We start from the raw sequence: 17,241 nt of genomic DNA, 5'->3' as shown, positions 1-17,241 counted from the left end.
ATTTGCGCGACAGGGTAGCATACCCTGTCGCACGGCGGCGCTATCAGATGAGATTTTCCGGAGAGACGGTTAACCTGGGATTGAGGCAGCTTTCATAGTATTCCTGGATGTCCGCCATACGGGTACGGTGGCGTTGATAACGCCTGAACGCCTGAATGCCGTTGTAGACCGCGCTCACTATCATTGCCAGCATCAGCAGCGTGGTGCCGAGGTAACGCCACCAGCCGGATTTATCGGGGATACGATGCAGGCTGATATGCTGCGTGCCGTTGGCATCGGTATACACGCTGGTGACAATGCCCTCGGCGCTAAATGGCGTCTGCATGAGCGTTTGCGCCAGACGCTGGAAGGCGCTCCACTGTTCCTGCGCGGGATAGTCATACAGCGGCGTTGACGGCCAGGTCTGATCAACCAGTTCGCTGCCTTCATCGCTGGCGATCAGGAATCCGCCGGGAGCGGGGCTATTCAGCGACTGGGCGGCACGCGCGGTCTCGCGAGAAATAAACGGCGCCGTTGAGGTCGTGACCAGATTTTCCAGCGACTCTGCGCTTACGGGGCGTAGCAGCACGTTGACGCCGTCCAGTTTGCCGGCGTTCGCGCGTTTCACCAGCGCGTTCCAGTCCTTACTGTTACCGAGATTAACCAGCGCATTTTTCAGACGCACGCACTCGTCTTCCGCCGCGCACAAATCAGCGGTTTTCAGAACAATATCGCCAAAGTCATCTAATAATACCATGCCCGATTTTTGGATCGCGGAGCGTAAAGATGCGCTTACGCGCGAGTCGTCTTCGGGTTTTGGATGGAGCTGACGATTTACCGCCTGGCTTAGCGCCATCGCTTTATTCACCAGGTCTGATTCCGGCAGCGGTAGCGCAGGCGCGTCATTCCAGATGATTTGCGAGCAATCGAACGGCATAAACGGTGAGTTAGACTGGCCGCTCCAGGTCGCGCCGGAATGAATATTACACATTCCTTTACCGCTCAGGTGCAGCGTATCGCCCACCCGCACGCCAGCTTTTTCAAGCTGTTTTACCGTTGTCGCTTCAATGGTTTGCGCGCCTTTCATCCACGATAGCGTGAACTTGATTGGCATATCCAGCGGGATCCAGAACAGCAGCATAAACAACACCAGCAGCGAACCGATAGCAATAACAGTGCTGCGTAACCAGTGCTGCAACGGGAAGTTTTTCACTTCATCATGCAGGGATAAAAACCGGCCCTGGCGCGCGACATGGCGATCAAGGTAAATATCAATATCCGTTTGTTGCCCAAGATCCTGCGTAATGTAGGGTTGCCAGTGGGCAGGGTAAATAAGGTCGATGATGCCCAGCGAAATATTGTTAATCTGCTCCTGATTATTCTCCCCAAACAGTCCCCAGCGGCGGGGCGTTCCCCGCAGACAGTGAATTTCCCGCAGCGCGCTTTTCGACGGCGGCGCAAAAAGCCCCCAAAGTCCGGCTGCCAGCAGCAGGATCGCGCCGCCTATCATCCACGGTACAAAAACGTCTGGCGTTATCAGGCAGAAAAAGAATAACAAAAAGGAGGCGACGATTAACAACGCTTCGCGCAAGCCAGCCGGGCGGCTGAGCGCATATTCTTCGTGGGTCTCCTGACGGATATTCAACAGCTCAATCTGCTCGCTCTCTTCGCCGCGAATCGACGCCTGCGTAGAGGCGGTATTCTGTAGCGCGTAGCCGCGCGACTCTTGCATATACTCTTGCAGCGTATGGCCGTTTAAAGAGATCACCAGCGGCAGCGTATCCGTGAGGATCAGCTCAACGTTGTTTTCATCATTGATGTACTGTTCCCAGAAAGGCGGCAGATGGACTTCGACGGAGTCGAGGTAGTAGCGCCATTTATTAGGATCGTCAGTGGTAATGCCGTAGCGGGTGATGGAGTGGGTTAGTATCACGACACTGTTGCTTTCCGCGTTCAGCGTCAGCGAGATGGGCGCAGCACTGGCGCCTGTCGGCCCCGGAACTTGCTGGATCTGGCTAAGGTTATCGAGATAGTTTTCTACCGCGCTGCGCTCTTCGGGCAACAGTTTACGCGTTTGCGCGTCCTGAAAGGCGCTGATCCACGGTAAGCTCCCTCGTCTGGACTTTACCCGGAACCGCCATATTGCCAGTAGAGAGCAGGCCAGCAAAGCAGCTATAAAAATCAGAATGGTGCTCATGCTTTCCCCATCTTACTAAGTCTGTCAGGCGTGGTCAGTCGCACCCTGTCCAATAAACATTTTTCTGTGGTTGGCTATCGGCAAGCGTGGAGTTGAACTTGAGCATTGTAAAGCGCATCCCAGTGAAGGCAAATCATAGCAATACCACCAAAAACGGAATATCAGCAAATTCCTGGAGTTATTTCAACCTATTGACTTTTAATTTGAAATAAGAATTAATTTTTATTACGTTACATAAATGTAAATAAACGGCAATTCGCATTGCCGAAACCGTGCGGTATGTCGCACAATGACCACAGATTACACTGCAAAGATTCTCACAATGAGCAAATCATTACAAAAACCCACCATTCTGAAAGTGGAAACCGTCGCACAATCCCGACTGTTTAACGTAGAAAGCGTGGATCTGGAGTTCAGCAACGGCGTGCGTCGCGTGTATGAACGTATGCGACCATCAACCCGTGAGGCGGTAATGATTGTGCCGATCGTTGATGAGCATCTGATTCTTATTCGTGAGTATGCGGTGGGAACCGAATCCTATGAGCTGGGCTTCTCGAAAGGATTGATCGACCCGGGCGAGACCGTTTTTGAAGCGGCGAACCGGGAGCTCAAAGAAGAGGTCGGGTTTGGCGCGCATAACCTGACCTTCTTAAAAAAACTCAGCATGGCGCCCTCTTATTTTTCCAGCAAAATGAATATCGTGGTGGCGGAAGATCTCTATCCGGAGTCGCTGGAAGGCGACGAGCCTGAGCCATTGCCGCAGGTACGCTGGCCGCTGGCGCATTTAATGGATCTGCTGGAAGACCCCGATTTTAACGAGGCCCGCAACGTCAGCGCGCTGTTTCTGGTACGCGAGTGGTTGAAAGCGCAGGGCCGAATTGCCTGATGGCGCGGCGTTGATCAAGCCAACGGAAAGTTTGTCTCCCCGTTCGCCGTCATCCGCTAAACACAATAAAAAAGGCGCCGGAGCGCCTTTTTTGATCAGAACAGTTCGTGTGTTTCACCATTATCAATAATGGTGGTTCCCACCTCGTGTACCGCCTGTTGTGTCGGCTGCGTGCCTTCGATGAAATACTCTTCACGGCTGTTACCGCCGCTCGCCAGTTGTCCGGTACTGCGGTCGATATTCACCGTGACGATGCCCGGCGGCGGCGTTAGCGGCTGTTCCGGCACGCCTTCCAGCACGGCTTTCATATAGGCGTCCCATGCAGGTTGCGCGCTCTTCGCGCCGCCCTCATAGCCGGAGATTTGATCTTTGATCGCGCCGGAAGCGGTGGTGCGGCCTAAATCACGGCGGTGATCGTCAAAGCCGATCCATACGGAAGTGACGACGCCAGGACCATAGCCGGAGAACCATGCGTCTTTCGAGCTGTTGGTCGTACCGGTTTTGCCGCCGATATCGCGACGTTTAAGGTCGCGCGCCGCACGCCAGCCGGTACCCATCCAGCCGGGTTCGCCAAAGATATTGGTGTTCAGCGCGCTTTTGATCAGAAACGCCAGCGGCGTATTGATCACATGCGGCGCGTATTCCTGCGTGCCGTTTTGCGCGACCAGCGCCTGGTTTGCCTGTTCCAGCTCAGGCATCGGTACGGCGCTGTTTTGCTGCTCTTGCGAAACCGCGACCTCTTCCACATTGGTGTTTTCCAGCACGTCAGATTTCTGCGTATTGCCGTAAATGACCGGGATATCGCACTCCGGGCAGGCGATTTTCGGTTTCGCTTCGAAGATCACGCCGCCCTGATCGTTCTCAATCTTGCTGATGAAATACGGGTCGATCAGGAAACCGCCGTTCGCCATCACCGCATAACCGCGCGCAACCTGCATCGGCGTGAAGGAGGCGGAGCCCAGCGCCAGCGATTCGGTATGCACGATATTCTGCGCCGGGAAGCCGAAGCGTTGCAAATACTCCGCCGCATAGTCGACGCCCATGGCGCGCATGGCGCGTACCATCACCACGTTTTTCGACTGCCCCAGCCCCTGGCGTAAACGAATCGGTCCGGCGTACTGCGGCGGGGAGTTTTTCGGACGCCAGTCTGAACCTGCCCCGGCGTCCCAGCGGGAAATCGGCACATCGTTGAGCATACTGGCGAGCGTCAGCCCTTTATCCATTGCGGCGGTGTAGAGGAACGGTTTGATGTTCGACCCCACCTGACGCAAAGCTTGCGTCGCGCGGTTAAATTTACTCTGATTAAAATCGAAACCGCCGACCAGCGCCAGTACCGCGCCTGTTTGCGGGTTAAGCGAAACCAGCGCGGAGTTCACTTCCGGTACCTGCGCCAGCCACCAGTCGTTATCCACCTGACGAACCCAGATTTGCTGACCTGTCTGGACGACATCGGTAACTTTACGCGGCGTCGGCCCCTGCTGCGTATCCGAGCGGTAAGGCCGCGCCCAACGCATTCCTTCCATATGTAGCGAAACGGACGTACCGTCGGCAAGCGCAGCGGTCGCCTCTTGCGGATTAGCGCTGGTGACCACGGCGGGAAGCAGCGGTCCGTAGGTCGGCAACGCTTTCAACGTATCGGTAATTTTTTTACTGTCCCACGCTGTTTCGCCCACTTTCCATAGCACATTCGCCGGGCCGCGATAACCGTGGCGCATGTCATAGTCCAGCACGTTATTACGCACCGCCTGTTGCGCGGCCTGCTGCACTTTGCGGGTGATGGTCGTGTAAATACGATAACCATCTTCGTAAGCGCTTTCGCCATAACGGTTATACATTTCCTGGCGCACCATTTCCGACAGATAAGGCGCGGAGAAGGCGATTTCCGGCGCGTGATAATTTGCGTCGATAGGTTCGCTACGGGCCTGATCGTACTGCGCCTGAGTGATATATCCCTCGCTTAACATTCGCGAAAGCACTACGTTACGGCGCGCTATCGCCCGATCCATCGAGTAGAGCGGGTTAAAGGTAGAAGGCGCTTTCGGTAGCCCGGCGATAACCGCCATTTCGCTTAGACTAAGCTGGTCGACCGTCTTACCAAAGTAGACCTGTGCCGCCGCGCCAACGCCATAGGCGCGGTAGCCGAGATAGATCTTGTTCAGATAGAGTTCGAGGATCTCATTTTTATTCAGCAACTGCTCAATACGAATCGCCAGAAACGCTTCCTTGATCTTGCGCATCAGCGTGCGTTCGGGGCTAAGGAAGAAGTTTCGCGCCAGTTGCTGGGTAATGGTACTTGCTCCCTGCGATGCGTGACCGGAGAAGAGCGCGACGCTGGCCGCACGGAAAATACCTACCGGGTCAATGCCGTGATGCTCATAAAAGCGGCTATCTTCGGTGGCGATAAAGGCGTTGATCATTTCCGGCGGAATTTGATCGAGCGTAACGGGAATACGACGTTTTTCGCCATATTGCGCGATAAGTTCGCCATCCGCGCTGTAAACCTGCATCGGAATTTGCAAACGCACATCTTTCAATGTCGCGACGTCAGGTAGCTGTGGCTCAATATAGCGATAAAGGCCATAAATCGAGCCTGCTCCCAGCAGGATGCAACATACTGCAAGGATCAATAAATACTTTACGAACTTCACTGGAGATTTCCCATTTAGTGTCATTTGGGCAGTTTATAAACAAACGCGCGGTAGTATAAAGGCAAGCCAGACGCATTGATATACCCGTTAACGCGACGGGTGATAAGGAGATCGACCGTTATGGCTTTTAAAACCTGGCAAATAGGATTGCATATTCAGCAGCATGAAGCGCTGGCCATCGCCGTTATTCACGGCGCATCGGGCTGGTCTCTGCAACGTTGGTGGCGACTGCCGCTGATGAACGCCTCCACGGCAGAGGGTACGATTCCTGACCCGCAATCGCTGGCTCACGTACTGCGACCCTGGAGCCGCGAGCTGCCGCTACGTCACCGTATTTATCTCTCTTTTCCCGCAAATCGGACATTGCAACGCGCTTTTCCACATCCGCCGATGCGTCTGCGGGAACGTGAGCAAGTCGCATGGCTTTCACAAACGATGGCGCGTGAGCTGGATATGGATCCGGACTTATTGCGTTTCGACTTTCAGGACGATGCGCTAAGCCCTGCGTTCAACGTTACCGCCGTGCAAAGCAAAGAAATTTCAGAGCTGTTAACGCTGGCGCAAACGCTCAATGTGCGCATCGCTGCTGTAACGCCCGATGCCTGCGCGTTACAGCGCTTGCTGCCGTTTATACCTTCGGGGCGGCAATGTCTGGTCTGGCGCGATGAGAGCCAGTGGCTGTGGGCGACGCGCTATGCGTGGGGACGTAAATCGGCGCGAGAGGCGATGACGCTGCATGACCTTGCCGCGACGTTATCCGTCGTGCCGGAACATATTTCGTTATGCGCCGAAGGCGAATTCGACCCCTGGCACGCCGTTACCGTCCGCCAACCGCCGGTTCCGCCGGACGGTTATCGCTTTGCGATTGCGCTGGGTTTAGCCATGGGGGAGATACGCTGATGGCGCATTCTGTCAATTTGCTCCCCTGGCGGCGCCAACATTACGTAGCGCGTCTGCGGCTGTGGTGCGTGGTATGGGGCGCGTCCCTGCTGCTGATAGCAAGCCTCGCGACGATCGCCCGGTTGGTTTTTTGGCAGGAGGGGAGGATTAACGAGCTGCTACTGACGACGGAAAACGGACGCACGACGGCGCTTGCGGCGAACATACCGCAGTTGCAGCAGCGTCAGCGGCAGCAACAGGCGCGATTACAACGTCAGGCGCAGCGTGAACTGACGCAAGCCTGGCAATCTATCTTGACTGACCTTGCCAACCTGTTGCCAGAGCAGGCATGGCTGACAAGCCTCAATTATCAGCAAGAGACGCTAGAGCTGGAAGGGCTGGCGAGAACGTTTGACGCCCTGCTCACGCTTGAGACATCACTTCGTCACTATGTCAGTTTTCCGCTAAACCGCACGGGCGCCACGCGGCAGGATGCGCAAGGGCGCTGGCAGTTCCATTATCAGTTAACGAGGAGCGCCGCCCGTGAACGCGCTCTTTGATATCTGGTACGGGATGTCGCGCCGTGGTCGGGTTTTTTATTGGTGTGCAGGCGTGCTGTGCCTGACGCTGACGGTTGCGTTATCTGTGGGCTATCCCGGCTGGAAAACGTTGGATACGCAACAAACGCGGTTAAGCCAGCAGCGCGAGGCCGCCCGGCAACAGTGGCGTCATCTGCGCCGTCTGAGCGTCGCGGCTGAACCGCTTTTCGGGCGCACAGTGGAAAATCCGCGTCCTTTTTCGCCGTTAGATTTCCAGGCGCCTCCCCTGCGTTTGCTGCACTGGCAGCCATCGGCGCAGGGGGGAGAAATGGCGCTGAAAACGTCCTGGGATGCGGTGCCGTCGCTGTTTGTCCGGTTGGCCGAAAGCGAGATGAGCGTAAGTCGGTTTTCATTGCGTAAAGAGGGGGCGGAATTATTGATGACGCTGCAACTGGAGCGCCTGGCGAATGAAGGCTAGCCGCAGTGTATTGCTCTGTTTTTGTTTGCTGATGTTGACAGGAATGCGCGATCCCTTCCGCCCGCCGGAAGATCGCTGCCGGATAGCGGAACTCTCGCAGTGGCGGTATCAGGGCGCGGTGCGTAAAGGCGAGCGATGGACAGGCATTCTTAAAGACAGTCAGCAAAAATGGCGACGAGTGGAAGAAGGGCAGACGCTGGAAAACGGTTGGACGATTGTCCGCCTGACGGCGGAAACCTTAACGTTAACGACCGGTAAAAATTGTGCGCCGCCGCAGTGGCGGTGGCTACGTCAGGGAGCGGACAATGAAGCGATGGATAGCCATAATACTGATAGCCTTGATGCCCGCCGCGCAGGCGGGAAAAGCGGCGAAAGTGACGCTGGTGGTTGATGACGTCCCTGTGGTGCAGGTTTTGCAGACTTTAGCCGAGCAGGAGCGGCAGAATCTGGTGGTGTCGCCGGACGTCAGCGGGACATTATCGCTACATCTGACGGATGTGCCGTGGAAACAGGCGCTACAGACGGTGGTCAATAGCGCGGGGCTGGTGCTACGTCAGGAGGGGAATATTCTCCATGTTCATTCACAGGCCTGGCAGAAAGAACACAGTGCGCGGCAGGATGCCGAGCGGTTAAGGTTTCAGGCTAATTTACCGCTGGAAAACCGCAGCATTAGCCTGCAATACGCCGATGCCGGCGAACTGGCGAAAGCGGGCGAGAAACTCCTGAGCGCGAAGGGAACCATCATGGTAGATAAGCGCACCAACCGCCTGCTGTTGCGCGATAACCGCGCGGCCTTGGCGGAGCTGGAAAAATGGGTATCGCAAATGGATCTGCCGGTGGCGCAGGTGGAGCTGGCGGCGCATATCGTTACCATTAACGAAAAGAGTCTACGGGAACTGGGCGTAAAGTGGACGCTGGCTGACGCGACGCAAGCGGGCTCGGTGGGTGACGTGACGACGCTTTCCAGTGATTTATCTGTCGCCGCCGCCACCTCACGCGTCGGGTTTAACATCGGGCGCATTAACGGACGCTTGCTGGATCTGGAGCTGTCAGCGCTGGAACAAAAGCAGCTGTTGGATATTATCGCCAGCCCCCGGCTGCTGGCTTCGCATCTACAGCCAGCCAGTATCAAGCAAGGCAGCGAAATTCCTTATCAGGTTTCCAGCGGCGAAAGCGGCGCGACCTCCGTGGAATTTAAAGAAGCGGTACTGGGAATGGAGGTGACGCCCACCGTTTTGCAAAAAGGGCGCATCCGCCTGAAGTTACATATCAGCCAGAATGTTCCCGGTCAGGTACTACAACAGGCTGACGGCGAAGTGCTGGCGATAGATAAACAGGAAATTGAAACGCAGGTAGAGGTAAAAAGCGGCGAGACGCTGGCGCTGGGCGGTATTTTTTCGCGAAAAAATAAATCGGGTAGCGATAGCGTGCCGCTGTTGGGGGATATTCCCTGGCTTGGTCAGCTCTTCCGCCATGACGGTAAAGAGGACGAGCGACGCGAATTAGTGGTGTTTATCACCCCCAGACTGGTGGCGACAGAATAATTTATGCATAAAAAAGCGCTGTTTTTGCACTGAACGCATCTGCGGGATTTGACGTGCGGATGTATTTAGCATACAAGGAGTACCGATTTGAGAGTCGTGCTTTTCGTTGCTTACGCATTGATTAATGCGCTTTGCCTTGCCGAAGGTGTGCATAAGACCGATGATAAACGGCTGAATGTCCGCTGATGCAGACGTATTGGTTCTGCGGATTGCGCACAATTGTTTGAAAGTAGAGCAATTTGTAGGCCGGATATGTTGTTCTGGTCGCCATTCGGCAACGCTAACTCGGGTTTTGCAACAATCAGGCTTGGTGATTTATTCAGTTGCCAAACCCGCTTGAGTATTGAGATAATTTTCAGTCTGACTCTCGCAATATCTTATGAGGTTTCAGTTCATGTCCTGCTGCGCTGGGTGTCTGTGAAGCGGGTTTACCATTAACGAATAGTCTTAGTAGTACCGAAAAAATGGCAGAGAAACGCAATATCTTTCTGGTTGGGCCTATGGGTGCCGGAAAAAGCACTATTGGGCGCCAGTTAGCTCAACAACTCAATATGGAATTTTACGATTCTGATCAAGAGATTGAGAAACGAACCGGAGCTGATGTGGGCTGGGTCTTCGATGTTGAAGGTGAAGACGGCTTCCGTAATCGTGAAGAAAAAGTTATCAACGAATTGACGGAAAAACAGGGTATTGTGCTGGCAACCGGCGGTGGCTCTGTAAAATCGCGTGAAACGCGTAACCGTCTCTCCGCGCGTGGCGTCGTGGTCTACCTTGAAACGACCATCGAAAAACAACTGGCGCGCACGCAGCGTGATAAAAAACGCCCGCTGTTGCAGGTTGAAGCACCGCCTCGCGAAGTTCTGGAAGCGCTGGCTAACGAACGCAATCCGCTGTACGAAGAGATTGCCGACGTCACCATTCGCACCGACGATCAAAGCGCTAAGGTTGTGGCAAACCAGATTATTCATATGCTGGAAAGCAACTAATTCAAGCAGAATACGCTGGGTAAGCGGGCACAAGTAACTAAGGTGGATGTCGCGTCATGGAGAGGATTACAGTCACTCTCGGGGAACGTAGTTACCCGATCACCATCGCGGCTGGTTTGTTTAACGAACCAGCTTCATTCTTGCCGCTGAAATCAGGCGATCAGGTCATGTTAGTGACCAACGAAACCCTGGCGCCGCTTTATCTGGACAAGGTTCGCGGCGTACTCGAACGGGCGGGCGTTAACGTAGACAGCGTGATTCTTCCTGACGGCGAGCAGTATAAGAGCCTGACGGTGCTGGATACGGTGTTTACGGCGTTACTGAAAAAACCGCATGGTCGTGATACCACGCTGGTCGCGCTTGGCGGCGGCGTGATTGGCGATCTCACCGGTTTTGCGGCGGCCAGCTACCAGCGAGGCGTTCGTTTCATCCAGGTGCCAACTACCTTACTGTCGCAGGTTGATTCTTCCGTGGGCGGGAAGACCGCCGTCAACCATCCCCTTGGCAAAAACATGATTGGCGCGTTTTACCAACCCGCTTCTGTGGTTGTCGATCTTGATTGCCTGAAAACGCTTCCCGCACGCGAACTGACATCGGGACTGGCAGAGGTGATCAAATACGGCATTATACTCGACGCGGACTTCTTCACCTGGCTTGAAGGTAATCTGGATGCGCTATTGCGTCTGGACGGCCCGGCGATGGCGTACTGTATTCGTCGTTGTTGCGAGCTGAAAGCCGAAGTTGTTGCCGCCGACGAGCGTGAAGCGGGCTTACGTGCTTTACTGAATCTTGGACATACCTTTGGCCACGCCATTGAAGCGGAAATGGGATATGGCAATTGGTTACATGGTGAAGCCGTTGCCGCAGGTATAGTGATGGCTGCACGCGCATCCGAGCGTTTAGGGCAGTTCAGTTCTGCTGATACGCAGCGCATCATCGCTCTACTCGAACGGGCCGGGTTGCCAGTCAATGGCCCTTGCGAGATGTCCGCGCAGGACTATTTGCCGCACATGCTGCGAGATAAAAAAGTGTTAGCGGGGGAGCTGCGTTTAGTGCTTCCGCTGGCCATAGGGAAAAGTGAAGTGCGCGGCGGAGTGTCGCACGAAGTCGTTCTTAGCGCGATTGCTGACTGTCAGCAGGCGTGACAACAAGAAAGGTCAAACTGATATTGCGTAGATGTCAGTTTTTTAGCTTCAGGTTATGTGCAATGTCGTAAGCATTAACCTTTGAGTGGGGTGTTAAATGGATGAATTCAAACCAGAAGACGAGCTGAAACCCGATCCCAGCGATCGTCGTACTGGTCGTTCTCGTCAATCTTCAGAACGCGATAGTGAACCGCAGATCAACTTTGATGACGTTGATCTGGACGCCGACGATCGCCGTCCGACGCGTACGCGTAAAGCGCGTAGTGAAGAACCTGAAGTTGAAGAAGAGTACGAATCCGATGAAGACGATACGGTGGACGAAGAGCGTGTTGAACGCCGTCCACGTAAGCGTAAAAAAGCGGCCCATAAGCCAGCCTCTCGTCAATACATGATGATGGGCGTTGGCGTGCTGGTGCTGCTGCTGTTGATTATCGGTATCGGCTCCGCGCTGAAAGCCCCCTCAACGTCTTCCAGCGAGCCGTCGGCCTCTGGCGAAAAGAGTATCGATCTTTCCGGTAACGCCGCCGATCAGGCGAATGCGACCCAGCCTGCGCCGGGCGCCACCTCCGCAGAACAAACCGCGGGCAATACGTCGCAGGATATTTCGTTGCCGCCGATTTCTTCAACGCCGACGCAGGGACAGTCGCCTGTGGTCGCTGACGGTCAGCAGCGCGTGGAAGTGCAGGGCGATCTGAATAATGCGCTGACGCAGAATCCAGAGCAGATGAACAATGTTGCGGTGAACTCTACGTTGCCGACAGAGCCTGCAACCGTCGCGCCAGTTCGCAATGGCAGCACGACGCGTCAGGCGGCGGTTAGCGAACCTGCCGAGCGTCATACCACGCGTCCGGAACGTAAACAGGCCGTCATTGAACCTAAGAAACCGCAGACCACGGCGAAAACCACCACTGCGGAACCGAAGAAACCGGTCGCGCCAGTGAAACGCACGGAACCGGCAGCGCCAGCCGCGACGCCGAAAGCGACCACCACGACGGCTGCGCCGACAGCGACGGCAAGCGCTGCGCCGGTACAAACCGCGAAGCCAGCGCAAGCCTCGACGACGCCTGTCGCAGGCGGCGGGAAAAGCGCCGGCAACGTTGGCGCATTAAAGAGCGCGCCATCCAGCCACTACACATTGCAGCTCAGTAGTTCTTCAAATTACGACAACCTGAACGGTTGGGCGAAGAAAGAGAACCTGAAAAATTATGTGGTATACGAGACGACGCGTAATGGACAACCGTGGTATGTGCTGGTAACGGGGATGTATGCTTCGAAAGAAGATGCTAAACGTGCGGTGTCCACCTTACCTGCCGATGTGCAGGCGAAAAACCCGTGGGCAAAACCGTTGCATCAGGTTCAGGCCGATCTGAAATAATCCAGGCTGTGTCCTGCAATTGCCTGTGAGTGTCGCTGACAGCTATTTTTGTTCAGGACAGGCGCGAGGGGCGCATTTGCTACCGTCAAATGCGCCGTAAAGCAACGCGGCACAGCCTAAAGCGCAGGATGCTGTCGGAGCTTTCTCCACAGCCGGAGAAGGTGTAATTAGTTAGTCAGCATGAAAAAAAATCGCGCTTTTTTGAAGTGGGCAGGGGGAAAATACCCTCTGCTTGATGATATCAAACGACATTTGCCAAAAGGCGAGTGCCTTGTCGAACCTTTTGTGGGTGCCGGATCGGTGTTTCTTAACACCGACTTTTCTCGTTATATCCTCGCCGATATCAACAGCGACCTTATTAGCCTCTATAACATCGTGAAGTTACGTACTGACGAGTATGTACAGGCTTCGCGCGAGCTGTTTATGCCTGAAACTAACCAGGCTGAGGTCTATTACCAACTCCGCGAGGAGTTCAACACCTGCCAGGACCCCTTTCGTCGGGCGGTACTGTTTTTATATCTGAACCGCTACGGTTATAACGGACTCTGTCGCTATAACTTACGCGGGGAATTTAATGTACCGTTTGGTCGTTATAAAAGACCTTACTTCCCGGAAGCGGAGTTGTACCACTTTGCAGAAAAAGCGCAGAATGCGTTCTTTTACTGTGAGTCATACGCAGACAGTATGGCGCGTGCGGACAAGTCGTCGGTGGTCTATTGCGATCCGCCTTATGCGCCGTTGTCCGCCACGGCTAACTTCACAGCGTATCACACCAATAGTTTTAGCCTGACGCAACAAGCGCATCTGGCGGAAATCGCTGAGAATCTGGTCAGTAACCGGATACCGGTGCTCATTTCCAACCATGATACGGCGCTCACACGCGAGTGGTATCAACTCGCAAAATTGCATGTCGTCAAAGTTAGACGCAGTATAAGCAGCAACGGCGGCACACGTAAAAAGGTGGACGAACTGCTGGCTCTGTACCAACCAGGAGTCGCAACGCCTGCAAGAAAATAATTCTCAAGGAGAAGCGGATGAAACAGTATTTGATTGCCCCCTCAATTCTGTCGGCTGATTTTGCTCGCCTGGGTGAAGACACCGCCAAAGCGCTGGCTGCCGGTGCTGATGTTGTACACTTTGACGTCATGGATAATCACTATGTGCCGAACCTGACTATCGGCCCGATGGTGCTGAAATCCCTGCGTCAGTACGGTATTACCGCGCCTATTGATGTCCACCTGATGGTCAAGCCAGTCGACCGTATCGTGCCCGACTTTGCCGCCGCTGGCGCGAGCATCATTACCTTTCACCCGGAAGCCTCCGAACATGTTGACCGCACGCTACAGCTGATTAAAGAACACGGCTGTAAAGCGGGGCTGGTATTCAACCCGGCAACGCCGCTCAGTTATCTCGATTACGTCATGGACAAACTGGATGTGATCCTGCTGATGTCCGTGAACCCAGGCTTCGGCGGCCAGTCTTTTATTCCGCAGACGCTGGATAAACTGCGCGAAGTGCGTCGCCGCATTGATGCGTCCGGTTACGACATTCGCCTGGAAGTGGACGGCGGCGTGAAGGTGAACAATATCGGCGAGATCGCCGCAGCAGGTGCGGACATGTTTGTTGCGGGGTCGGCAATTTTCGATAAACCCGACTATAAAAAAGTGATTGATGAAATGCGCAGTGAGCTGGCAAAGGTAACTCATGGATAAGTTGCAGAATATTCGGGGCGTCGCCTTTGATCTTGACGGCACGCTGGTGGATAGCGCGCCGGGTCTTGCCGCGGCGGTGGATATGGCGCTGTATGCGCTGGAACTGCCGGTCGCGGGCGAGGAGCGCGTGATTACCTGGATTGGTAACGGCGCAGACGTATTGATGGAACGCGCGCTGACCTGGGCTCGCGAGGAGCGCGCCACGCTGCGTAAGACGATGGGTAAACCGCCCGTTGATGAAGATATTCCTGCCGAGGAACAGGTACGTATTCTGCGTAAGCTGTTCGACAGGTATTATGGCGAAGTGGCGGAAGAGGGCACCGTTTTATTTCCCCATGTCGCCGACACGCTGGGCGCGCTGCACGCCAGCGGATTGTCATTAGGTCTGGTGACGAATAAGCCGACGCCGTTCGTCGCGCCGTTGCTGGAATCGCTTGATATCGCCAAATACTTTAGTGTGGTTATCGGCGGCGATGATGTGCAAAATAAGAAGCCGCATCCGGAGCCGCTGTTGCTGGTGGCAAGCCGGCTGGGCATGATGCCGGAGCAGATGCTTTTTGTCGGCGATTCGCGTAATGATATTCAGGCTGCAAAAGCGGCGGGCTGCCCTTCGGTTGGCCTGACATACGGCTACAATTATGGCGAAGCGATCGCTCTTAGCGAGCCGGACGTCATTTATGACAGTTTTAACGATCTTTTGCCCGCACTTGGGCTTCCGCATAGCGATAACCAGGAAATAAAAAATGACTAAGCCCATCGTTTTTAGTGGCGCACAGCCCTCAGGTGAATTGACCATTGGCAACTATATGGGGGCATTGCGTCAGTGGGTAAACATGCAGGATGACTATCATTGCATCTACTGCATCGTAGACCAACATGCTATTACCGTGCGTCAGGACGCGCAGCAGCTACGTAAAGCGACGCTGGATACGCTGGCGCTGTACCTGGCATGTGGTATTGATCCTGAAAAGAGCACTATTTTCGTTCAGTCCCATGTGCCGGAACATGCGCAGCTTGGCTGGGCGCTGAACTGCTATACCTATTTCGGCGAGCTGAGCCGTATGACGCAGTTTAAAGATAAATCTGCGCGCTATGCGGAAAACATTAACGCCGGCCTGTTTGATTACCCGGTGCTGATGGCGGCAGACATTCTGTTGTACCAAACCAATCTGGTGCCGGTAGGCGAAGATCAGAAGCAGCATCTGGAACTGAGCCGCGATATCGCCCAGCGTTTTAACGGGCTGTATGGCGATATTTTCAAAGTACCGGAACCGTTTATTCCCAAATCCGGCGCGCGCGTGATGTCGCTGCTGGAGCCGACAAAGAAAATGTCCAAATCGGACGATAACCGTAATAACGTGATCGGCTTGCTGGAAGATCCGAAATCGGTAGTGAAGAAAATCAAACGTGCGGTCACTGACTCCGACGAGCCGCCGGTGGTGCGTTATGATGTGAAAGAGAAAGCGGGTGTCTCTAACCTGCTGGATATTCTTTCCGCCGTGACCGGTCAGAGCATTCCTGAACTGGAAAAACAGTTTGAAGGTAAAATGTATGGCCATTTGAAAGGCGAAGTGGCGGAGGCGGTTTCCGGAATGTTGTCTGAGTTGCAGGAGCGCTATCACCGTTTCCGCAACGACGAAGCGTTCTTGCAGAAGGTGATGAAAGACGGGGCGGAAAAAGCCAGCGCACGTGCGGCCGAAACGCTGAAAGCCGTTTACGAAGCCATTGGCTTTGTGGCGAAACCGTAAGGGTTATTGCGTGCCCGATGGCGCTAGCTTATCGGGCCTACCAACGAGCGTAAGTTGGACAAGGCACCTGTGCCGTACCGTTTATCAGACCTGTAAAAAAACCGGGAAAATCCCGGTTTTTTTGTATCTGCGCAGTCGTTTCTATTATTGATCGGCAGCCGGGCCGCAACCGCCAATAATTTTAGAAATAGAAATTGCAGGGTGCAGCAAATAATCGTAGCTGCAGTTATTTTTTTTGTTTTCGATATGACCAGTACAAGCAGTGAGCGTCGCCAGAACCCCTGCCACAACGGCAATTTTTACAAATTTAAACATTTCAAAATCCTTGTTGATAAAACGAGCACTACTGGTGGAATAAATATAAGATCTATTTAGCGTATAGTACGATAGCAATTAATGAATCATCCAGGTAGTCCAAATAAGGACTTTATCTTTACCAGGGGATATGATTTAAAAAGGCCGCTTAATAATAAGCGGCCTTTATTGTCTATGGAAAACCCCCAGCTAGGCTGGGGGTTCCGGAAAGCTTTCAGCTTTAAGCCAGTTATTAAAACCCCTTTTGATTTGTTAAAACATCTTGCGGTCTGGCAACTGCAAAAGTTCAACAAGAAATCAAAAGGGGGTCCCAATGGGGGACGAAAAGAGCTTAGCGCACACCCGATGGAACTGTAAATATCACATAGTTTTCGCGCCCAAATACCGAAGACAAGCGTTCTATGGAGAGAAGCGTAGGGCAGTAGGCAGCATATTAAGAAAATTGTGTGAATGGAAAAACGTACGAATTCTGGAAGCAGAATGTTGTGCAGATCATATTCACATGCTTCTGGAGATCCCGCCGAAGATGAGTGTGTCGAGTTTCATGGGATATCTGAAGGGTAAAAGTAGTCTGATGCTTTACGAGCAGTTTGGGGATCTAAAATTCAAATACAGGAACAGGGAGTTCTGGTGCAGAGGGTACTATGTCGATACGGTGGGTAAGAACACGGCGAAGATACAGGACTACATAAAGCACCAGCTTGAAGAGGATAAAATGGGTGAGCAATTATCGATCCCGTATCCGGGCAGCCCGTTTACGGGCCGTAAGTAACGAAGTTTGATGCAAATGTCAGATCGTATGCGCCTGTT

17 protein-coding genes and 15 other annotated features (1 of these 32 cut by a window edge) are annotated in these 17,241 nt (G+C 53.9%); of the genes, 14 read left to right on the top strand and 3 right to left on the bottom strand.

Features of this window, described 5'->3' with window-relative positions:
• Positions 1-43: 43 nt before the first annotated feature.
• Positions 44-2,187, bottom strand: a protein-coding gene (yrfF, locus tag STM3495; protein ID NP_462398.1) for a putative inner membrane protein. Within the gene, positions 44-2,176 belong to an annotated coding region; the region does not span the whole gene.
• Positions 2,182-2,187, bottom strand: a ribosome-binding site (putative RBS for yrfF; RegulonDB:STMS1H003491). Its footprint overlaps the gene before it by 6 nt.
• A gap of 263 nt (positions 2,188-2,450) precedes the next feature.
• Positions 2,451-2,456: a ribosome-binding site (putative RBS for yrfE; RegulonDB:STMS1H003490), on the top strand.
• Here yrfF and yrfE point away from each other — a divergent pair.
• Positions 2,451-3,062, top strand: a protein-coding gene (gene yrfE, locus STM3494) for a putative NTP pyrophosphohydrolase (RefSeq protein ID NP_462397.3). Within the gene, positions 2,466-3,062 belong to an annotated coding region; the region does not span the whole gene. It overlaps the preceding feature by 6 nt.
• Positions 3,063-3,157: 95 nt before the next feature.
• Here yrfE and mrcA read toward each other — a convergent pair.
• Positions 3,158-5,734 (bottom strand): peptidoglycan synthetase, encoded by a 2,577-nt coding sequence (gene mrcA / locus STM3493; protein NP_462396.3) that lies wholly within the window; start codon positions 5,732-5,734, stop codon positions 3,158-3,160.
• 80 nt (positions 5,735-5,814) lie between these two features.
• Positions 5,815-5,820, top strand: a ribosome-binding site (putative RBS for yrfD; RegulonDB:STMS1H003489).
• Here mrcA and yrfD point away from each other — a divergent pair.
• The 12 genes from yrfD to trpS all read left to right on the top strand — a co-directional run bounded on the left by yrfD (position 5,815) and on the right by trpS (position 16,116).
• The gene (yrfD, locus tag STM3492) for a putative periplasmic protein (RefSeq protein ID NP_462395.1) occupies positions 5,815-6,610 on the top strand. Within the gene, positions 5,831-6,610 belong to an annotated coding region; the region does not span the whole gene. It overlaps the preceding feature by 6 nt.
• Positions 6,593-6,598 (top strand) — a ribosome-binding site (putative RBS for yrfC; RegulonDB:STMS1H003488). (Overlaps the previous gene by 6 nt.)
• Positions 6,593-7,149 (top strand): putative inner membrane protein gene (gene yrfC, locus STM3491; RefSeq protein NP_462394.1). Within the gene, positions 6,610-7,149 belong to an annotated coding region; the region does not span the whole gene. The genes yrfD and yrfC overlap by 18 nt, the downstream gene beginning before the upstream one ends.
• Positions 7,119-7,124, top strand: a ribosome-binding site (putative RBS for yrfB; RegulonDB:STMS1H003487). It overlaps the preceding gene by 6 nt.
• Positions 7,119-7,606, top strand: a protein-coding gene (gene yrfB / locus STM3490; RefSeq protein ID NP_462393.1) for a putative inner membrane protein. Within the gene, positions 7,133-7,606 belong to an annotated coding region; the region does not span the whole gene. Before yrfC ends, yrfB begins: the two co-directional genes overlap by 31 nt.
• Positions 7,580-7,585, top strand: a ribosome-binding site (putative RBS for yrfA; RegulonDB:STMS1H003486). Its footprint overlaps the gene before it by 6 nt.
• Positions 7,580-7,997, top strand: a protein-coding gene (yrfA, locus tag STM3489) for a putative inner membrane protein (protein ID NP_462392.1). Within the gene, positions 7,596-7,997 belong to an annotated coding region; the region does not span the whole gene. Before yrfB ends, yrfA begins: the two co-directional genes overlap by 27 nt.
• Positions 7,899-7,904: a ribosome-binding site (putative RBS for hofQ; RegulonDB:STMS1H003485), on the top strand. (Overlaps the previous gene by 6 nt.)
• The gene (hofQ, locus tag STM3488; RefSeq protein NP_462391.1) for a putative transport protein occupies positions 7,899-9,150 on the top strand. Within the gene, positions 7,912-9,150 belong to an annotated coding region; the region does not span the whole gene. Before yrfA ends, hofQ begins: the two co-directional genes overlap by 99 nt.
• Before the next feature lie 464 nt (positions 9,151-9,614).
• A complete protein-coding gene (gene aroK, locus STM3487) occupies positions 9,615-10,136 on the top strand; it encodes a shikimate kinase I (RefSeq protein NP_462390.1) in 522 nt (173 codons plus the stop codon).
• Positions 10,137-10,175: 39 nt separating this feature from the next.
• Positions 10,176-10,181, top strand: a ribosome-binding site (putative RBS for aroB; RegulonDB:STMS1H003484).
• Positions 10,176-11,281, top strand: a protein-coding gene (gene aroB, locus STM3486) for a dehydroquinate synthase (RefSeq protein NP_462389.1). Within the gene, positions 10,193-11,281 belong to an annotated coding region; the region does not span the whole gene. Its footprint overlaps the feature before it by 6 nt.
• Before the next feature lie 85 nt (positions 11,282-11,366).
• Positions 11,367-11,372 (top strand) — a ribosome-binding site (putative RBS for damX; RegulonDB:STMS1H003483).
• Positions 11,367-12,656 (top strand): membrane protein gene (damX, locus tag STM3485; protein ID NP_462388.1). Within the gene, positions 11,379-12,656 belong to an annotated coding region; the region does not span the whole gene. It overlaps the preceding feature by 6 nt.
• A gap of 180 nt (positions 12,657-12,836) precedes the next feature.
• A complete protein-coding gene (gene dam, locus STM3484) occupies positions 12,837-13,673 on the top strand; it encodes a DNA adenine methylase (protein NP_462387.1) in 837 nt (278 codons plus the stop codon).
• Positions 13,674-13,678: 5 nt separating this feature from the next.
• Positions 13,679-13,684, top strand: a ribosome-binding site (putative RBS for rpe; RegulonDB:STMS1H003482).
• Positions 13,679-14,368 (top strand): D-ribulose-5-phosphate 3-epimerase gene (gene rpe, locus STM3483; protein ID NP_462386.1). Within the gene, positions 13,691-14,368 belong to an annotated coding region; the region does not span the whole gene. (Overlaps the previous feature by 6 nt.)
• Positions 14,351-14,356, top strand: a ribosome-binding site (putative RBS for gph; RegulonDB:STMS1H003481). It overlaps the preceding gene by 6 nt.
• Positions 14,351-15,119, top strand: a protein-coding gene (gene gph, locus STM3482; RefSeq protein ID NP_462385.1) for a phosphoglycolate phosphatase. Within the gene, positions 14,361-15,119 belong to an annotated coding region; the region does not span the whole gene. Before rpe ends, gph begins: the two co-directional genes overlap by 18 nt.
• Positions 15,099-15,104, top strand: a ribosome-binding site (putative RBS for trpS; RegulonDB:STMS1H003480). It overlaps the preceding gene by 6 nt.
• The gene (gene trpS / locus STM3481; protein ID NP_462384.1) for a tryptophan tRNA synthetase occupies positions 15,099-16,116 on the top strand. Within the gene, positions 15,112-16,116 belong to an annotated coding region; the region does not span the whole gene. The genes gph and trpS overlap by 21 nt, the downstream gene beginning before the upstream one ends.
• A gap of 144 nt (positions 16,117-16,260) precedes the next feature.
• On the opposite strand, the gene yhfL is transcribed toward trpS, so the two are convergent.
• The gene (yhfL, locus tag STM3480; protein NP_462383.1) for a putative outer membrane lipoprotein occupies positions 16,261-16,443 on the bottom strand. Within the gene, positions 16,261-16,431 belong to an annotated coding region; the region does not span the whole gene.
• Positions 16,438-16,443, bottom strand: a ribosome-binding site (putative RBS for yhfL; RegulonDB:STMS1H003479). It overlaps the preceding gene by 6 nt.
• 158 nt (positions 16,444-16,601) lie before the next feature.
• Positions 16,602-17,241 (top strand) — a mobile genetic element (it continues 69 nt past the right edge of the window).
• Positions 16,739-16,744 (top strand) — a ribosome-binding site (putative RBS for tnpA_5; RegulonDB:STMS1H003478). Its footprint overlaps the feature before it by 6 nt.
• Between yhfL and tnpA_5 the strand changes: the two genes are divergently transcribed.
• The gene (gene tnpA_5, locus STM3479) for a transposase for IS200 (RefSeq protein NP_462382.1) occupies positions 16,739-17,203 on the top strand. Within the gene, positions 16,745-17,203 belong to an annotated coding region; the region does not span the whole gene. Its footprint lies within the feature at positions 16,602-17,241 and overlaps the feature before it by 6 nt.

It is taken from the genome of Salmonella enterica subsp. enterica serovar Typhimurium str. LT2 (assembly GCF_000006945.2).
Taxonomy (GTDB): Bacteria; Pseudomonadota; Gammaproteobacteria; order Enterobacterales; family Enterobacteriaceae; genus Salmonella; species Salmonella enterica.
This window is presented reverse-complemented; position numbering and strand designations above follow the sequence as displayed.

Excerpts from the sequence above, each read along its gene's own strand:
- yrfF (NP_462398.1), bottom strand. The coding sequence starts at position 2,176 with ATGAGCACCATTCTGATTTTTATAGCTGCTTTGCTGGCCTGCTCTCTA.
- yrfE (NP_462397.3), top strand. The coding sequence starts at position 2,466 with ATGACCACAGATTACACTGCAAAGATTCTCACAATGAGCAAATCATTA.
- mrcA (NP_462396.3), bottom strand. The coding sequence starts at position 5,734 with ATGACACTAAATGGGAAATCTCCAGTGAAGTTCGTAAAGTATTTATTG.
- yrfD (NP_462395.1), top strand. The coding sequence starts at position 5,831 with ATGGCTTTTAAAACCTGGCAAATAGGATTGCATATTCAGCAGCATGAA.
- yrfC (NP_462394.1), top strand. The coding sequence starts at position 6,610 with ATGGCGCATTCTGTCAATTTGCTCCCCTGGCGGCGCCAACATTACGTA.
- yrfA (NP_462392.1), top strand. The coding sequence starts at position 7,596 with ATGAAGGCTAGCCGCAGTGTATTGCTCTGTTTTTGTTTGCTGATGTTG.
- hofQ (NP_462391.1), top strand. The coding sequence starts at position 7,912 with ATGAAGCGATGGATAGCCATAATACTGATAGCCTTGATGCCCGCCGCG.
- aroK (NP_462390.1), top strand. The coding sequence starts at position 9,615 with ATGGCAGAGAAACGCAATATCTTTCTGGTTGGGCCTATGGGTGCCGGA.
- aroB (NP_462389.1), top strand. The coding sequence starts at position 10,193 with ATGGAGAGGATTACAGTCACTCTCGGGGAACGTAGTTACCCGATCACC.
- damX (NP_462388.1), top strand. The coding sequence starts at position 11,379 with ATGGATGAATTCAAACCAGAAGACGAGCTGAAACCCGATCCCAGCGAT.
- dam (NP_462387.1), top strand. The coding sequence starts at position 12,837 with ATGAAAAAAAATCGCGCTTTTTTGAAGTGGGCAGGGGGAAAATACCCT.
- rpe (NP_462386.1), top strand. The coding sequence starts at position 13,691 with ATGAAACAGTATTTGATTGCCCCCTCAATTCTGTCGGCTGATTTTGCT.
- gph (NP_462385.1), top strand. The coding sequence starts at position 14,361 with ATGGATAAGTTGCAGAATATTCGGGGCGTCGCCTTTGATCTTGACGGC.
- trpS (NP_462384.1), top strand. The coding sequence starts at position 15,112 with ATGACTAAGCCCATCGTTTTTAGTGGCGCACAGCCCTCAGGTGAATTG.
- yhfL (NP_462383.1), bottom strand. The coding sequence starts at position 16,431 with ATGTTTAAATTTGTAAAAATTGCCGTTGTGGCAGGGGTTCTGGCGACG.
- tnpA_5 (NP_462382.1), top strand. The coding sequence starts at position 16,745 with ATGGGGGACGAAAAGAGCTTAGCGCACACCCGATGGAACTGTAAATAT.